The sequence below is a fragment of the Deltaproteobacteria bacterium HGW-Deltaproteobacteria-4 genome, assembly GCA_002841765.1.
Lineage (GTDB): Bacteria > Desulfobacterota > Desulfuromonadia > Desulfuromonadales > UBA2197 > UBA2197.
Map to the genome: position 1 here is coordinate 78708 of PHAV01000005.1, position 17718 is coordinate 96425.

12 protein-coding genes are annotated in these 17718 nt (G+C 60.0%); 7 read left to right on the forward strand and 5 right to left on the reverse strand.

Annotated elements, in window-relative coordinates; all coding sequences use genetic code 11:
- Nucleotides 1-9: 9 nt before the first annotated feature.
- The 3 genes from CVU69_04540 to CVU69_04550 all read right to left on the reverse strand — a co-directional run bounded on the left by CVU69_04540 (nt 10) and on the right by CVU69_04550 (nt 6601).
- Nucleotides 10-2526, reverse strand: a complete 2517-nt coding sequence (locus CVU69_04540; protein ID PKN12972.1) for a B12-binding domain-containing radical SAM protein — start codon at nt 2524-2526, stop codon at nt 10-12.
- Between the two features lie 474 nt (nt 2527-3000).
- Nucleotides 3001-4212, reverse strand: coding sequence for an L-2-hydroxyglutarate oxidase (locus tag CVU69_04545; GenBank protein ID PKN12973.1), 1212 nt, complete (start codon nt 4210-4212; stop codon nt 3001-3003).
- Between the two features lie 10 nt (nt 4213-4222).
- On the reverse strand, nt 4223-6601 hold the full coding sequence (locus CVU69_04550; GenBank protein PKN12974.1) for a peptidase U32: 2379 nt from the start codon (nt 6599-6601) through the stop codon (nt 4223-4225).
- Nucleotides 6602-6721: 120 nt separating this feature from the next.
- On the opposite strand from CVU69_04550, the gene CVU69_04555 reads away from it, so the two are divergent.
- The 7 genes from CVU69_04555 to CVU69_04585 all read left to right on the forward strand — a co-directional run bounded on the left by CVU69_04555 (nt 6722) and on the right by CVU69_04585 (nt 13765).
- Nucleotides 6722-8257: a mercuric reductase gene (locus tag CVU69_04555; protein ID PKN12975.1), complete on the forward strand. Its 1536-nt coding sequence runs from the start codon at nt 6722-6724 to the stop codon at nt 8255-8257.
- 26 nt (nt 8258-8283) lie between these two features.
- On the forward strand, nt 8284-8703 hold the full coding sequence (locus CVU69_04560) for a thioesterase (GenBank protein ID PKN12976.1): 420 nt from the start codon (nt 8284-8286) through the stop codon (nt 8701-8703).
- A complete protein-coding gene (locus tag CVU69_04565) occupies nt 8691-9392 on the forward strand; it encodes a TVP38/TMEM64 family protein (GenBank protein PKN12977.1) in 702 nt (233 codons plus the stop codon). The genes CVU69_04560 and CVU69_04565 overlap by 13 nt, the downstream gene beginning before the upstream one ends.
- A 72-nt stretch (nt 9393-9464) precedes the next feature.
- Entirely contained in the window at nt 9465-10490 is a 1026-nt protein-coding gene (gene gnd, locus CVU69_04570) for a 6-phosphogluconate dehydrogenase (decarboxylating) (protein ID PKN12978.1), read from the forward strand.
- 1 nt (nt 10491) lies between these two features.
- Nucleotides 10492-12006: a glucose-6-phosphate dehydrogenase gene (zwf, locus tag CVU69_04575; GenBank protein PKN12979.1), complete on the forward strand. Its 1515-nt coding sequence runs from the start codon at nt 10492-10494 to the stop codon at nt 12004-12006.
- Nucleotides 12003-12731 (forward strand): 6-phosphogluconolactonase, encoded by a 729-nt coding sequence (gene pgl, locus CVU69_04580; protein ID PKN12980.1) that lies wholly within the window; start codon nt 12003-12005, stop codon nt 12729-12731. Before zwf ends, pgl begins: the two co-directional genes overlap by 4 nt.
- 74 nt (nt 12732-12805) lie before the next feature.
- A complete protein-coding gene (locus CVU69_04585; GenBank protein ID PKN12981.1) occupies nt 12806-13765 on the forward strand; it encodes a DUF3641 domain-containing protein in 960 nt (319 codons plus the stop codon).
- 134 nt (nt 13766-13899) lie between these two features.
- Here CVU69_04585 and CVU69_04590 read toward each other — a convergent pair whose 3' ends face one another.
- On the reverse strand, nt 13900-15243 hold the full coding sequence (locus CVU69_04590; GenBank protein PKN12982.1) for an NADP-specific glutamate dehydrogenase: 1344 nt from the start codon (nt 15241-15243) through the stop codon (nt 13900-13902).
- Between the two features lie 265 nt (nt 15244-15508).
- On the reverse strand, nt 15509-17710 hold the full coding sequence (gene priA, locus CVU69_04595; GenBank protein PKN12983.1) for a primosomal protein N': 2202 nt from the start codon (nt 17708-17710) through the stop codon (nt 15509-15511).
- Nucleotides 17711-17718 lie beyond the last annotated feature (8 nt).

The following is a 17718-nucleotide window of genomic DNA, read 5'->3' on the forward strand; positions in this document are numbered from 1 at the left end:
TCAATAAAGTCACTCAGCCGGGATCGTCAGGTCGCGCAGGGTCACGTCGAGTTTGCGGACTCCCAGCAAACGCATCTCTTCGCTGCTGATGCCGAGGAGGTGGGCAGCGAGGATCATCGGACTCCCCTTGACCAGCTGCAGATGCAGGGTGGTCCCGTCGAAGGCAACGTCGGTGGTATTGCGCCGCAGTTCGACACTTTGTACCCCTTTTTGTCCCTTGTCGCGCTGGCCGGTAACGGTCTCGGCAGCCAGAAAGGCGGCGATGCGCTCGTTCAGGCCGGCCGCGAGGGGGGCGGGGACAGTGACGCCATAGTGGGTCGCGATAATGCAGACCGACGGTGGCGGACTTTTCACTGGAATCTCCATCGCCGTCAGGATCTTGATCCCCTGCGGCAGGGCGCCGTTGAGGGCCGTCAGCAGTGTTGCCGGATCGTGCGGCGCGAGGAGCTCGAGGTCGATAATCTCGGCGTCACTTTCGATCCCGGTCGGCAGGGCGTCGGGGAAGGAGATGCGCGGCAAGGGATGGAAGCCGCCGCTGTAGCGGATCGGCAGTTTCGTCCTCCGCACTGCCCGGTGCATGGCGGTCATGAATTCGAGATGGCTGGAGAAGCGCGCTTTGCCGGCTTTGCGCACGCAAAGACGGATGCGGTGGCGCTCTTCAACCGTCGGTTCGTCCGCTGTCGGCAGGATCTCGGCGCCATTGCCGTCGCGGTACAAGCGCATCCGCAATTCCCGATGGTCACAGATGCCGCAGGCAGAGCAGGCACCGCCGCGACAATCGGGCGTGTAAATTTCAGCGCGGGAGCGTTGCCACTCCAGCAGGAGGAAGGACTTGGTGACGCCGCAATCGATATGGTCCCAGGGGAGGATCTCGTCTTTGCGCCGCTCGCGCAGATACCAGGTCGCATCGATGTTGCAATCGTTAAAGGCCTGTTCCCAGAGGGGGAAGCGGAAGTGTTCGCGCCAGCCGTCAAAATGACAGCCGAGATCGACGGCCCGCTCCAGGACCTGGCCGAGCCGGCGGTCGCCGCGGGCAAAGACCCCCTCAAGAAAAGAGAGGTCGGGTTCGTGCCATTTAAAGCGCAGCTTTTTGGCGGCTAGGCCGCTCCGGAGCAGGCTCTGGCGGCGCCGGGTCTCGGCAACATCGATCTGCGCTTCCCACTGAAAGGGGGTGTGGGCTTTCGGCACATAGGTAGAAACTGCGACATTGACATCGGCGCCGCCGCTCCCTTTTCCGCTCTTTTTTACTTTCCCTGCCAGTTCGACCAGGGCGCCGAGATCTTCATCCGTCTCGGTCGGCAGGCCGGTCATGAAATAAAGCTTGATCAGCCGCCAGCCGAGGGTAAAGGCGGTGCTGGTAGCGGCGAGGAGATCTTCTTCGCTAATCCCTTTGTTGATGACATTACGCAGCCGTTCGCTTCCCGCTTCCGGGGCGAGGGTAAAGCCGGTCTTGCGGACCTTCTTGATCTCTTCCATCAGTTCCGGAGTCAGCGAGCCGACGCGCAGGCTCGGCAGCGAGACGGCAATGCGGTCTTCGCTATGCTGCGTCATGAGATTTTTGAGCAGGGGCTCGATACAGCCGTAGTCGCCGGTGGAGAGGGAGAGGAGGGAGATCTCTTCGTAGCCGGTGGCGGCGAGGGAATCGGCAACGATCGCTTCGATCCGCTGCGGCGAGCGCTCCCGCACCGGGCGGTACAGGTAGCCGGCCTGGCAGAAGCGGCAGCCGCGGGTGCAGCCGCGGGCAATCTCGACCGCAACGCGGTCATGGACGGTCTGCATCAACGGCACCAGCGGCTTGGTTGGAAAACGGGCGCGGTCGAGGTCCTTGAGGAAGCGGCGCCGCACCTTTGGCGGTTGGCCGGGGAGGGGCTGGAGGCTGGCGATGGTGCCATCAGGGTGATAGGTGACGTTATAGAAGGCCGGGACGTAGATCCCCTCGATGCGGCTCAGTTCTTCCAGGGTGCGAAGGCGGTTCCACCCTTTCTGCTTGCTTTGCCGCAAACAGGCCGCGACATCGAGGATCGCTTCTTCGCCGTCACCGATCAGGGCACAGTCGAAAAAGTCCGCGAGCGGCTCGGGGTTGTAGGCGCAGGGGCCGCCGACGATGATCAGGGGATGGCGCTCGTCGCGGGCGGCGCTACGGCGCGGGATGCCGGCGAGGTCGAGCATGTTGAGCAGGTTGGTATAGGAGAGTTCGTACTGCAGGGTAAAGCCGATGGCGTCGAAGTCAGCGAGGGGTCGCTCGGTTTCGAGGGAGACGAGGGGGAGATGGTGCTCGCGCAGCAGAATTTCCAGGTCGGGCCACGGCGCATAGACGCGCTCGGCGGCACACCAGTCGAGGTCATTGAGGATGTGATAAAGGATCGCCAGGCCGAGATGGCTCATGCCGACTTCGTAGACATCGGGAAAGGCCAAGGCAATCCGGGTCTCGATGCGGGCGGTCTCTTCTTTAATAATGCTGCCGGCCTCGCCGCCGAGATAGCGGGTGGGACGATTGATCAGGGGCAGAAGTTCTTGGTATTGCATTGCGCTCATTTCTTGGCTTGATTCAAAGTTAAGGGACGAATCCTAGCATGAAAGAGGGGGAATTTGCTAGTAGAAAGGGGGGAATGGCAGCGGGTCGGTTTGGTCGTCCAGCCTGATTGTCGATTGCAATCCGCAATTCAGAAAATATGCAGATATGCAGATGATTGACTTTGAGGTGTTGTGTCATTTATCATATGAAACATTCAAAGAAGGAGTCGTAACATGGAATGGATGATCTTGCCCGGAATTGTTTTTGTCTGGTTTGCTCTTAACCGCTGGATTCTCCCGCGGATGGGAATCCAGACTTGAATGTCAGACAGCTGTCAGCTTCCGCGTGACGGAAGCAAAAAAAAAGATCAGGAAAAACCGTAACTTCTCGGGAAAAATAGTTGCAGAAAGTTGACAGGGTCGCTCTTAAAGGAGTGACCCTGTTTTTTTGTAAGCGCCCCGCAGCACATTGCTAACCCGGTGGCGTTAACGCTGTACGGCTTTACCGGCATGCTGCGCAATCGTGCTGCCGATGCTCAGCGAGGCGGTGGCCGCCGGCGAGGGGGCATTGAGGACATGGACCATCCCCTCGCTGTTGATGATGTGGAAGTCGTCGAGGAGTTTGCCCTGGGCATCGACCGCCTGGGCGCGAACGCCGGAGCCGCCGCGCGCCACATCGCCCTTTTGCAACTCGGGGAGCAACTTCTGCAGATCGCGGACAAAGCGACTCTTGCTGTAGGAGCGGTGGTACTCCATGGCGCCGACTTGCCAGAAGCGCCGGGCAAGGTGGTAGAATCCGCGATAGGTCAGGGTCTCAAAGAGGTCGGGGAGGGAGAAGGAGAAGCGGCCGTAGCCTTCGCGACGCAGGGCGAGGACGGCATTCGGGCCGGCTTCGACGCCGCCGTGAATCATCCGGGTAAAGTGGACGCCGAGAAAGGGAAAGGCGGGGTCGGGGACCGGATAGATGAGATTGCGCACCAGATCCTGGCGTTGCGGCGTCACCAGATAATATTCGCCGCGAAAGGGGATGATCTGCACCCCCGGATCGATGCCGCAGGCGCGGGCGAAACGGTCGCTCTGCAGGCCGGCGCAGTTGATCAGGGTGTGGCAGGCGAAGTCTCCTTGATTGGTGGTGAGGCGAAAGTCCTGCCCCTGACGCTCGACTTTGTTGACCCGGCAGCCGGTACGGACCACGCCGCCGCTTTCACGCACCACCTGGGCATAAGCGTTGGTGACTTCGACATAATCGACAATGCCGGTCTGGGGGACATAAAGGCCGGCGATGCCGGCGACATGCGGCTCGTGTTCTTTCACCCCGGCAGCATCGAGGCGCTCCAGTCCGGCGAGGCCGTTGGCAATGCCGCGGCGTTCGAGTTCGTCAAGAGCGGGGAGTTCCGACTCGCGGGTGGCGACGACGATCTTGCCGCAGCGCTCCACCGCGATCTTCCGTTCGGCACAAAAGGTATAAAGGGCTTCGCGGCCGGCGGCACAATTCTGCGCCTTCAGGGAGCCGGGGCGGTAATAAAGGCCGGAATGGATAACGCCGCTGTTGTGGCCGGTCTGGTGGGCGGCGAGGTGGTCTTCCTTTTCGAGGATGGCGAGTTTGAGACCGGGGTAGGTGCGGGTCAGCGCCAGTGCTGTCGCCGTGCCGACGATGCCGCCGCCGACGACGATGAGGTCAAAGGGTGTTGGCGCCATGAGTTGATTCCTACTCCATGCCATGCTCAAAGTTGAAGGGGAGGGTGTCCGGCAACTCTTCGTCGCGCTTCAGCGCCTCCATGACCCGTTTGCCGCGGGGCGAAAAGGGGCCGAGGTGAGACAGGTCGACGACGAGATGATCGAGGCCGAGGCGATCGACTTCGCTGAGGCGGCCGAGAAGGGAAAAATCGGTCTCCGGCCGCAGGGTCATCAGCCCGTCGCGGTGCTGGACGCGGTAGCCTTCGTCGCGATCCGAGGTCACCGGCGTATCGGCCTTGAGGCCCCTCAGGCCGATGCGCGAGGTGAGGAGGGGGATATTGGCATAAACGACCAGGCTCGCGGCGATGCCGACATCGCGGCGTTGCAGCGCCGCCAGATTTTCGCGGTCATCCTCGATATAAAGGGTCGTGTCTTGAACGCCCAGCTCCTTCCAGGCAAGGCGCGCCTGGCTGTTGAGGGAGAAGAGGCGGGTGCCGGTGATCAGTGTCAGGCCCTCGATCCCCTTGAAGAGGGGGAAGTGGCCGAGATTGTTGAGCCGGAAGTGTTTGTAGCCACGTTCGACAAGGATGCGAATCAGCGTCCGCAGCTCCGGCCAGACCGGGTCGAGGAGGATAAAGGGGAGATCCCAGATGATCTTCTCTTCGCGTCCGCCACTGCGCTTGCCGCCGGCGATCCCCTGGACATTGCTGCCGGTGAGGGGGACGATGATCCGCGCGATCGACGGATCACTGAGGACATGCTGATCGCGACCGTCGCCGAGGACAAGATCGAAGGCGCGCTTGCGCGGGGCTGGCAGCGGACCGGCCGGGAGGAGAGCGGCGGTGGCGGCAGCCAGCCGCTCGCGGCGTTGGCTGCGGCGGAACTCGGCCAGAATCCGGCCCAATTCGGCATAAAAGTCGCGACGAATCTCCTTGAGACGACTCGGCGGGACAACCACCGCCGGTAATGCTTCGGCGCTGAGGGTGCCGAGATTCAGCGCCCCTTCACTGCCGGCAAAGACCTTGCGCAGGATGTTGGCGTCGAGCCCCTGGCTCTCGGCAGGATAGCTGGTGATGTCGTAGCTGCGCTGCAGCCTTGCCCCGTCTGCTTCGGCGGTCAGGTGCAGCTGCGCATCATCCATGGTCACGTTGAGGTTGACGATTGCCGGGCGCGTGCCGTGGCCGTCGAGGCGCCGTTTGCAGGCGGCTTCGCTGAGGGTGAAGGCCTGTTCCGAGGAAACCTTGTAGACGCTGTCGCCAGGCCGGAAAGGGCCGGGAAAGGGGGTGGGGACGGTGACGACCTTGCCGGCAACGACAAGCTTGACACTGTTCTTCCCTTCGCGCAATTCCTTGATCGTAAAGGCGAGTCCGGCCTTGTCGCTCTTCGGCTGGATGCGCAGGCGGTCGCCGAGATGGATGCGGTCGCGGCTCTTGAAGGTGATGGCACCGTCGCGGAAGGTGGTTACCTCGCCGAGAAAACGGCCGGTCGCGCCGGCGGTGTGCGGCGAAACGATATCGCTCGGCGTGCTGCTGGTGAGGAAGCCCTTGGTTGGCGGCCGGCCGAAGGAGAGCTTGAGCTTCTCCTTGGCAACGGCAATGACCTGCGGGCGTTCTTTCTCCTTGGCATCGAGGACGGCGCGGTAGGCGCCGACCACATTCGCGACATACTCGGCGCTCTTCATCCGTCCTTCGATCTTCAGGCTGCAGATCCCCGCCTGCGCCAGTTCAGGGAGGAGGTCGATGGCGGAGAGATCGTTGGGGGAGAAGTAGTAGCCGTCTTCCTTCTGGCCGTAGCGGTAGCGCCGGCGGCAGGGCTGGGCGCAGCGGCCGCGGTTGCCGCTCTTGCCGCCGAGCCAGGACGAGAAGTAACACTGACCGGAGAAGCAGAAACAGAGGGCGCCGTGGATAAAGTGTTCGAGTTCGATGGTGGTAGCGCGGCGGATGGTGGTGATCTCCGGCAGGGTCAGTTCGCGGGCGAGGACGGCGCGGGTAAAACCGAGCTGTTCCAGCATCTTCACCCCGGCGATATTGTGTACGGTCAGCTGCGTCGAGGCGTGGAGTTCGAGATTGGGAAAATGTTCCCTGGCGAGTCGCCAGATCGCCAGATCCTGGATGATGATGCCGTCGACGCGCAGGGCATCGAGATCAGCCAGGGTCTCGACCAGTCGGGGGAGTTCCTCCTCCTTGACCAGGGTGTTGAGGGCGACGTAGATGCGGCGGTCATGGGCGTGCGCCCAGCTCAGCATCCGTTCCAGTTCAGCAAGGGTGATATTCTTGGCCTTGGCGCGGGCGGAAAACTCCTTGAGGCCGAGGTAAACGGCATCGGCGCCATTCTCCATGGCAGCAAAGAAGGCCTCCAGGCTGCCGGTCGGGGCGAGGAGTTCAGGACGTTGGGGGGTCGGTCGATTCATGGGCGGGAAGATAACATGTGGAGCGGAATTGAGGCAACTTACCTCAGATGTTGCGTGGACGTTTTTTCTGAAACGAGGTAACGTAACGGAAGGATGGTGATTTTGAAATGGAGCGATACCATGTCTGCAAGTCCGTCTACAAGTCCGGAAATATTCCCCCGAGATGCTCATAATCAAACTCTGGTCGCCAATGTCCATCCATCGGAATGGGCCAATCCGACCCCGTCCGGACGGTACAATCTGGTAGTTATCGGCGGCGGCACAGCCGGACTGATCTGTGCCGCCGGGGCGGCCGGATTGGGGGCGAAAGTTGCACTCATCGAGCGTCACCTGCTCGGTGGTGACTGTCTCAATGTCGGCTGCGTCCCTTCCAAAGGGGTGATCCGCGCGTCCCGGGCCCTCTTTGACGCCCGAAACGGTGGTGACTTCGGCGTGCTCGGCGGCGCCGGGCTGCAATTTGATTTTGCCACGGCGATGGAGCGGATGCGGCGTCTGCGCGCCGATATCAGTCACCACGATTCCGCCAAACGCTTTCGCGATGAGCTCGGGGTGGATGTCTTTATCGGCCAGGGGAGTTTTGTCAGCCGGGATTGCGTCGAGGTCGCCGGGCAGAAGCTCTTCTTTAAAAAAGCCGCCATCTGCACCGGTGCCAGGGCTGCCGCGCCGCCGATCCCCGGTTTGGACGAGAGCGGCTACCTCACCAACGAAACGGTCTTCTCCCTGACAAAACTGCCACCCCGTCTGGCGGTGATCGGCGCCGGGCCCATCGGTTGCGAACTGGCGCAATCCTTTGCCCGCTTCGGCAGTCAAGTCATCCTGATCGAGCTCGGTCCTCATATCCTCGGGCGCGAAGACAGCGATGCTGCCGGGATCCTCCATGCCGCCTTTGTCCGTGAGGGGGTCGATCTCCAGCTCGGGGTCAAGATCCTCGACGTGGAAAAGCGAGGGAGCGAGAAGGTCCTGCGCCTGGAGCGTAACGGCGAAGAGGTGGAAGTGGTCGCGGACGAGATTCTCGTCGGCGTCGGCCGGGCTCCGAACATTGAAGGGCTCGAACTGGAAAAGGGCGGAATTCTTTACGACCGAACCGGGGTGAAGGTCAGTGATACCTTGCAAACCTCGAACCCTCATGTCTATGCCGCTGGCGATATCTGTTTTCCTTACAAATTCACCCATACCGCCGATGCTCTCGCCCGCATCCTCATTGCCAACGCCCTCTTCATGGGACGGCAGAAAACTTCGGCGCTGACCATCCCCTGGTGCACCTACACCGACCCGGAGATCGCTCATGTCGGGATGTATGAACAGGATGCCAGGGGCAAAGGGATGGAAGTGACGACCTTCACCGTGCCGCTCGCCGATATCGACCGGGCTGTCCTTGATGGCGAAAAAGAAGGTTTTGCCCGCGTCCACCTGCGCAAAGGGACTGACAAAATCCTTGGCGCCACCATTGTCGCCCGTCATGCCGGGGAGATGATCAACGAATTCTCTCTGGCGATCACCAGTGGCCTTGGACTTGCCGCCATCGGCAAGACCATTCACCCCTACCCGACTCAGGCCGAGGTGATCAAACGCCTGGCCGACGCTCACAACCGGACGAGGCTGACCCCGTTTGTGAAGAACTTGTTGAGCCGTTGGTTAACGTGGCAAAGAAGCTGATTTTCACCTAAAAGGAGATAAAATTTATGAAAGAAAACCTTGTCGCCGGCCTGGAACACACCTTCAGCTTTCTGGTTTCAAAGGAAAAGACCGTGCCGTTCGTCTATCCGGAATCGGATCTTTTCCGTGCAATGCCGTCAGTCTTTGCCACCGCGTATATGGTTGGCTTTATGGAGTGGGCCTGCATGGAGGCTTTACGGCCGTACCTGGAAGAGGGAGAGATTACCCTGGGAACGATGATCAATGTCACCCATCAAGCAGCGACCCCCCCGGGGATGCAAGTTACGGCTCATGTGAAGTGTCTTGAAGTAGATGGTAAACGCATAGTGTGGGAAATCGAGGCACGGGACGAGGTTGAAGTGATCGGTAAAGGGACACATGAGCGCTTCATCGTAAATAAAGAGAAGTTTTCGGCGAAAGTGGCAACAAAAGGATGCCAAAAGTGAACAATAAAAAAATTGCCTTGGCTTTCGCCGCCATTGTTGCCATAGCCCTCTTCTTTTACTTCGATCTCGGTCGGTTCCTGACCCTGGCGGCCCTTAAGGCAAATCGGCAGTCGCTCCTCGATTACTATTCCGCGCACAAAATTCTAACGGTTGCAAGTTTTATGGCGATCTATATTATTCAGACCGTACTGTCCCTACCAGGAGCCGCCATTCTCTCTCTGGCTGCCGGGGCGATTTTCGGTTCAATCATGGGGACGGTCTATGCCAGCATCGCCGCCACCATCGGCGCGACCCTCGCCTTTCTCGTCACTCGTTACCTGCTGCGGGATATCGTCCTCAACAAATTTGGCAATAGACTAGAGGGGATGAATCGTGAACTCGAAAGCCGGGGTTTCAGCTACCTCCTCTTTCTGCGCTTGGTGCCGGTCTTCCCTTTCTTTCTGATCAACCTCGCCGCCGGCCTGACCCGTCTGCCGCTGCGGACTTTTTTCTTTGCCACCATGATCGGCATCATTCCCGGCGGATTTGTCTATGTCAATGCCGGCGCGAGCCTGGCGACCATCGACTCTCTGGCCGGGATCGCTTCCCCCCGGGTCCTCGGCTCCTTTGCGCTCCTGGGATTCTTTGCTTTGATCCCGGTGCTGTATAATAAGTTCAAGCCTGGCGCCTCTCGACCTCCTTTTAATTAAGGGGAGAGGAGGAAGCCATAAGCTGTGAACTAGCAACAAACAGAGTCCTTATCCGGATCAAGGAGGCACAAGATGCAAATCGGCATGATCGGAATTGGCCGCATGGGGGGCGATATGGTGCGGCGCCTGCTCAAAGGTGGACATGAATGTGTGGTGTATGGTCGTAACGCGGTGGCGGTGAATGCCCTCGTCGGGGCAGGGGCGCAGGGGTGTGAAGATCTCTCCTCTTTCATCTCCCGACTGACTCTCCCCCGGGTGGTCTGGCTGATGATCCCGGCGGCGGCGGTTGACGGGGTGATTGTTGACCTTCTCCCGCTCCTGAATGCCGGCGACATCCTCATCGATGGCGGCAATTCTCACTACCACGATGATATCCGTCGCAGTGGCGAGTTAAGCGCTCAGGGGATTCACTATCTCGATGTCGGGACGAGCGGCGGGGTGTGGGGGCGGGAGCGCGGTTACTGCCTGATGATCGGCGGCGAAGCGGCGACGGTCCAGCATCTCGATCCGATCTTTGCCGCCCTGGCACCGGGGTGTGGAGCCGCTCCTGCGACGCCCGGACGGAGCACCGCGGATTCGACGGCGGAACAAGGTTATCTGCACTGCGGCCCGAGTGGTGCCGGCCACTTTGTCAAGATGGTCCATAACGGCATCGAGTATGGATTGATGGCCGCGTACGCCGAAGGGTTCAACCTCCTGCACCACGCCAATGTCGGCAGCGCCGGGCGGGAAATCGATGCCGAAACAACGCCGCTGCGCCACCCCGAACACTTCCGCTACGACCTCAATCTGGCCGACATCTCGGAACTATGGCGGCGCGGGAGTGTCATTTCCTCCTGGCTCCTCGATCTCAGCGCCCAATCCTTCGCAGCCAATCCGACGCTCAATGACTTTGCCGGGCGGGTCTCCGATTCCGGCGAAGGGCGCTGGACGATTAACGCCGCCATCGACGCCGGGGTGCCGGCGCCGGTCCTCAGCGCCGCTCTTTACCAGCGCTTCAGTTCTCGCGGTGAGGGAGAATTTGGCAATAAACTCCTCTCGGCCCTGCGCTACCAGTTCGGTGGCCATCAAGAAAAATCCCGCAAGAAAGGGAAGTAGAATGCCGAAACGTTCCGTTCTTGCACCGACGATTATTATTATCTTCGGTGCCGGTGGCGATCTTGCCTGGCGCAAGCTCGTCCCGGCCCTTTACAACCTGCTCCTGGATGGGCATCTCCCTGAACAATTTGCGATTATCGGCGTGGCCCGCAAGACTGTTGAAAGTGCGGGGTTTCGTGCCAAGATCCGCATCGGGGTTGATCAGTTCTCCCGGCGGGGGGTGATCGATGAATCCCTCTGGAAGCGTTTTGCCGAAACGATCTCCTATGTCTCCGAAGATCTTACCGACCAAAGTTCCGGGATAGCTCTCAACGCGCGATTGGCAGAGATCGAGGGAGGGTGGGGAGTCAGGGCCAATCGGATCTATTACCTTGCCATCCCTCCCAACACCATGGAACCGGCGGCAGCCATGCTGCAACGTTTAGGTGTCTGCCGGGATTGCAGCCGCGACCGGCTGGTCGTGGAAAAACCGTTCGGACGCGATCTCCCCTCGGCGCAAACGCTCAACCGCTTTCTCGGCAACATGTTTGTCGAATCCCAGATCTACCGGATCGACCATTATCTCGGCAAGGAGACCGTCCAGAATATTCTCGCCTTCCGCTTTGCCAACTCCCTTTATGAGCCGATCTGGAACCGGCGCTATATCGACCATGTCCAGATTACCGTAGCTGAAACGGTCGGAGTCGAAGCGCGGGGAGACTATTACGATCATGCCGGGGCCCTGCGCGACATGGTGCAGAATCACCTCCTGCAAATCCTTTGTCTGGTAGCAATGGAGCCGCCCATTTCCTTTGACGCCGACGAAATCCGTAACAAGAAGGTCGATGTCCTGCGCGCCCTCCGGCCGATAAAAAACGAAGAAATCCATCGCGTCGCCGTGCGTGGACAGTACCGCAAAGGGACGATTCACGGCAGCCCGGTGCCGGGCTATCGGGAAGAGGAGAGTGTCTCGGCCGAATCCGCCACCGAGACCTATGCCGCTTTCACCTTTCATATCGACAACTGGCGCTGGCAGGGGGTGCCCTTTTATCTCCGCACCGGCAAACGCCTTCCGGCCAAGGTGTCGGAAGTCTCCATCATCTTCCGGTCACCGCCGCACCAGTTCTTTCCCTCCGCCGCCGTCGAAAGCTGGCAGCCAAATCGCATCGTCATCCGTATTCAACCGGAAGAGGGGATCGACACCCGCATCCAGGTCAAACAGCCGGGGACCCGCCTGCTGCTCGGAGCCGCTGACATGCAGTTTCGCTACCGTGAAGCCTTCAAGACTCCGGCGCCCGAAGCTTACGAGACCCTGCTGCTCGATGTGATTCGCGGTGATGCCACGCTCTTCATGCGGGCCGATCAGGTGGAGTGTGCCTGGCAGGTGGTGACATCGATTCTCGATGCCTGGGAAGCCGTCCCTCCCGCCGATTTTCCCGACTACCCGGCCGGCAGTTGGGGGCCGGAAGCGGCGGATCTGATGCTGGCTCGCGAAGGGCATAGCTGGCTGCACCCGGCCGGTCTGGAGGAGCCGTGATCAAGGTCTTTGCCGACCAAGAGGCACTGGCCCGGGCGGCGGCGGAGTTCTTCGCCGCGCAGGCGCGGCAGGCGGTGGCGGCGCGCGGGCGCTTTCTGGTGCTGTTGGCCGGTGGCGAAACGCCGCGCCGCACTTATCAACTCCTGGCACAGGACCCCCTACGTCGCCAGATTCCCTGGAGGGAGGTCCATTTTTTCTGGGGAGATGAACGTTGTGTCCCTTCCGATGACCCCCGCAGTAATGCCGCAATGGCGCAGCGATCACTCCTTGACCGCCTGCCATTACGGCCGGAGCAGATCCATTCGATCCGCTACGACCGGTCGCCGCAAGCGTCTGCCGACCGCTATCAGGCCGAGCTGACTGATTTCTTTGCCGGAGCAGCACCTTGCTTCGACCTGGCGCTCCTCGGTATCGGCAATGACGGCCACACCGCGTCCCTGCTACCTGGCTCGGCAGCTCTGGAAGAACAGGTGCGCTGGACCGCCGTCACCCGCCGGCGTGAAGAGGATTTCAGCCGGATCACCCTGACAGCGCCGATCATCAACCAGGCGACAGTGGTGCTCTTTCTGGTGGCGGGAGCTGACAAAGCAGCGATGCTGGCGAAGATCCTGAATGCACCGACCGAAACGATACAGTACCCGGCGCAACGGATCCGTCCCCGGTCCGGCGAACTGCGCTGGTGGGCGGATCGCGCGGCGGCGGGTCTGTTGGATGAATCGGTTTGAGACGGCTTAATTTCGCAACCCTTAAGGGCGCTAATTCCTGTGTAAGCAAGAAAAACGGAGAGAAGAATAAAAACATGATCCCTTTATTCAAAGATCGTTTACAAGCGGTTAATCCGGAATTTGAAACCTTTGCCAGTTTGCAGACCCTCCAGGCCAATCTCGGCAACCTGTGCAACCTGAACTGTCATCACTGCCATGTGAACGCTTCCCATCGTGGTACGGAAGTCATGGGGCTCGAAGTCATCGAGCAGATTATCTTATTCCTTACCCGACATCCCCATCTCACGCTCGATATCACCGGCGGCTGCCCTGAGATGAATCCGAACTTCCGCACTCTCATCGAGAGGACAGATGGCCTGACGCCGCACCGGCTTCTGCGCAGCAATCTCGCGATTATGGCCGAATCGGGGCGGGAGTGGTTGCCGGAGTATTGTCGGCAGCATGAACTGACGATCATCGCTTCCCTCCCCTGTTATCTCGAAGAGAATGTCGACGGGCAGCGCGGTCAGGGGGTCTATCGGAAGAGTGTTCAGGTCTTAAAGCAACTGAACGCCCTCGGCTATGGTCGTGAAGTGGAGCTGAATCTCGTCTACAATCCCGGGGGAGAATTTATTCCTGGCCGGCAGCATGATCTGGAAGCGGCCTACAAGGAAGAGCTGTTGGCCCGACACGGCATCACCTTCAACCACCTTTTCACGATCACCAACGCTCCGATCGGCCGTTTTCGTGAACATCTCGAAGCCAGCGGTACCTATACGGAATACCTGCAACTGCTCGCAAGTCGTTTTAATCCTGAAACGGCCGAAAGTATCATGTGCCGCAGCCTGATCAGTGTCGATTGGCAAGGAAAACTCTATAATTGTGATTTCAATCAGGCTCTCGGCATGGCCATCACCGCAGCGGACGGCGCGGAAATCTATCTTTGGGAACTGGATGACAGCAGCATCAACGGTAAGAAGATTTCTCTTTCCGAGCATTGTTATTGCTGCACTGCCGGCGAAGGCTCCAGTTGTACCGGTGCGTTGCTGTCTTAGATTGAGTGAGAACAGCCCTTGCGAGGCAATATCTTCTGAGAGAAAAGCAGCGATAATGCTTCGATTTTTAACACAAAAAAATCCCCCGACTGAATAGCCGGGGGATTTTTTTGTGGTGTGTGTAGCGATGTGAATTAGATCACGCCATGTGCAACCATGGCATCGGCGACTTTGATGAAGCCGGCGATGTTGGCGCCGAGGACGTAGTCGCCAGGGGAGCCGTACTCCTCCGAGGTGCGATAACAAAGTTTGTGGATGTTGACCATGATCTTTTCCAGCTTGGCTTCGGTCTCTTCGAAGGACCAGGAATCGCGCTGGGCATTCTGCTGCATTTCCAGGGCCGAGGTGGCGACGCCACCGGCGTTGGCTGCTTTGCCTGGACCGTAAGCGATCTTGGCGTCAAGGAAGACTTTGACCCCTTCCGGCGTGGTCGGCATATTCGCCCCTTCGCCAACGGCGATACAGCCGTTCTTGACCAGGGTGAGAGCATCCTTGCCGTTGATTTCGTTCTGGGTGGCTGAAGGCATGGCGACCTGGCAGGGGATATCCCAGATGTTGCCATTTTTGATGTACTTGGCATCTTTGTGGTAGGTCAGATAGTCCTCGATGCGGCGACGCTCGACTTCTTTGAGCTGTTTGATCAGGTTGACGTCGAGGCCTTTGTCATGAACGATGACGCCGTTGGAGTCGGAGCAGGCGATGCATTTGCCGCCGAGCTGATGGATCTTCTCGATGGTGTAAATCGCAACGTTGCCGGAACCGGAGACCAGACAGGTCTTGCCGCCGAAGGTGTCTTTGCGCACCTTGAGGGCTTCATTGATGAAGAAGGTGGCGCCGTAACCGGTCGCTTCGGTGCGCGCCAAAGAGCCGCCCCACTTGAGGCCTTTGCCGGTGAGGACGCCGGCTTCCCAGCGATTGGTGATGCGCTTGTACTGGCCGAACATATAGCCGATCTCGCGGCCGCCAACGCCGATATCACCAGCCGGGACGTCGGTGTGCTCGCCGATGTGACGGTACAGCTCGGTCATGAAGCTTTGGCAGAAGCGCATGACTTCAGCATCCGACTTGCCCTTAGGATCGAAGTCCGAGCCGCCCTTGCCGCCGCCGATCGGCAGGCCGGTCAGGGAGTTCTTGAAAATCTGCTCGAAGCCGAGGAATTTGATGATGCCAAGATAGACCGAGGGGTGAAAGCGCAGGCCGCCCTTGTAGGGGCCGAGGGCGCTGTTGAACTCGACGCGGAAACCACGATTGATCTGAACATTTCCTTTGTCATCCGTCCAGGGAACCCGGAAGATGATCTGGCGTTCCGGCTCACAAAGGCGATTGATGAGTTTGCTCTCCAGATACTCCGGATGTTTGACCACGACCGGGCCCAGAGAATCGAGGACCTCGCGAACTGCCTGATGAAATTCGCTTTCACCGGGATTACGGTTAATGACTTCCTGATAGATAGTTTCGAGTCTGCTGTCGAGTTGCATGCGGGGCTCCTTCTTTTTGAGCGGAGATTTAAGCCCTTGAGCCTGTAAAATAGGCAGAGGGTCAAGATAAGCCTAAATAAAATACAATATGCGTGCCCGAAGTCAAATTTAGTGCACAACTTATTTTAACTGCCTGATTATGTGGCGATTATTTAGTCATAAAATTCTATTGTGATTATTTAACTGGCAATAAAGCGGCAGAGAGGGAAGAGGGATGGGTGGAACTGTGTAAAAAAAAGCACAGATGAGTTCAGATTTGAGTGCTTTAGAGCATATCCAGGGGATCGATATCGACGCTCAGGGTGAGTCCGGCGGTGACTTTGCGGCGGAGGAGATCGATCTGCCCGAGAAGCCGGCGCAGGGGGGCCCGCTCCTGGCTCTTGAGCAGGAGCTGAAAACGATGCTTGCCGCGCAGGCGGGCGAGGGGGCAGGGGGCGGGACCGAGCACTTCGAGGTTGCGGGCGCTTCCCCGCAGAGCGGCAGCGAGCTTCTCCGTACCTTCGGCAACGAGGGCGCCATCGTTGCCACTCATCACCAGATTGATTAAATGCCCGAAGGGGGGGTAGCCGAGTTCCTGGCGGAAGGTGATCTCCTGCGTGTAGAAGGTCTGGTAGTCATGCTGCAGGGCGCAGGTGACAGCATAGTGCTCCGGTGCGTAGGTTTGAATCAGCACCCGGCCGGGTTGATCGCCGCGTCCGGCCCGCCCGGCTACCTGGGAAAGAAGGGTGAAGGCGCGCTCCGCGGCCCGGAAGTCGGGAAGGTTGAGGGCAAGATCGGCGTTGATGACGCCGACCAGGGTGACGCCGGGGAAGTCATGCCCCTTGGCAATCATCTGGGTGCCGACGAGGATATCGGTCTGTCGTGCCAGCATGGCGTCGACGATCTGGCGATGCGCCCCTTTGCCGCCGGTGGTGTCGCGATCCATACGGTCGATGCGCGCTTCCGGAAAGGCGGCTCTGAGGTCCTCTTCGAGGCGTTCGGTGCCGGCGCCGACTGCTTCGAGATTGAGGCTGTTACAGGTTGGGCAAAGGGAAGGGATAGTTATGCTGTAGTCGCAATAGTGACAAAGGAGGCGGCGGCGGCGGGAATGGAAGGTGAGGGCAATGTCGCAGTTCGGGCAGTGGAAACCGCTGCCGCAATCGCGGCACAGGATCGCCGGCGCAAAGCCGCGGCGATTGAGGAGGAGGAGGATCTGCCCCCCTGCTGCCAGCTCAAAGCCAATCGCGGCCTGTAGCGGCGGCGCGATGATCGTTGTCCCTTTCGGTTGCTGCCGGAGATCGACGATCTCGACGGTCGGCATTGGCTGACCGATGGCGCGGCCGGTGAGAGGAAGATAGCCGTAAAGACCGCTCTGGGCGCGATGAAAGGTCGTCACCGCCGGAGTGGCGCTGCCGAGGATCACCGTCGCCTGGTCCATCTGGCCTCGTAACAGGGCGAGATCCCGGGCGTTGTAGCGAAAACCTTCCCCCTGTTTGTAGCTCGAATCGTGTTCTTCATCGACAACGATGACGCCGGGACAGGTGAGGGGCGCAAAGATCGCTGAGCGGGCGCCGATAACGATCTGCGCTTCGCCGCGCCCGATCATCCGCCAGGCATCAAAACGTTCGCCGTCGGAGAGGCCGGAATGGAGGACGGCAATAGCAGTCGATGCTCCGAAGCGGGCGCGAAAGCGGGCGGTGAGCTGCGGAGTCAGAGCGATCTCCGGGACGAGGATCAGCGCCTGCTTGCCGAGAGCGAGAGCGTCGGCGATGGCATGGAGGTAAACCTCGGTCTTGCCGCTGCCGGTGACGCCGTGCAGCAAAAAGGGGGCAAAGGCGCCGCTGTGCAGGGCGGTGTGCAGGGCAAGGCGGGCCTGTTCCTGTTCAGCGTTCAGGGTCGGCGCGCTATCAGTCGGTGCAGGGATGTCAAGAAAGGGATCGCGCCGCCGCACCTGGCGCTCTTCCTCCAGCCAGCCATGATCAAGGAGCCGGCGCAGCACATCGCTGCCAACGGCCATCTCCTTGCGTAGCTCGGTGGCAGACAAGGGACCCTTTTGACGCAGCAGAGTGACGACCGCCAACTGTTGGGCGCCGCGCGGCAGATCGTCGCGGAATATGGCGGTGAAGACCCGCTCGGTGCGCGGTGTCACCCGCACCGTCTGGGTGCCGAGGCCGGCGGGGAGGACGGAGCGGATCGCTTCGCCGGGGGGGTAACGATAATACTCCGCCGCCCGCAACAGAAAGGGGAGCATCGTTGCCGGAAAGAGGGCGTCGTCATCTGGGGCATCGACCAACGCTTTCAGACCGCTGCCGTCGCCGTTCGTTACCGACAAAACGCACCCCGCCGCCTGTCGCCGCCCGAGGGGGACAATGACCCGACTCCCGGCGTGTACCCGCTTCTGCAGGTGCGGCGGCACCAGGTAGCTGAGCGGGTGGGGGAGGGGCGCTGCGACAGCAACGCTGGCAATAAGGACGGTCGGTTCGGTCATAGTTCTTT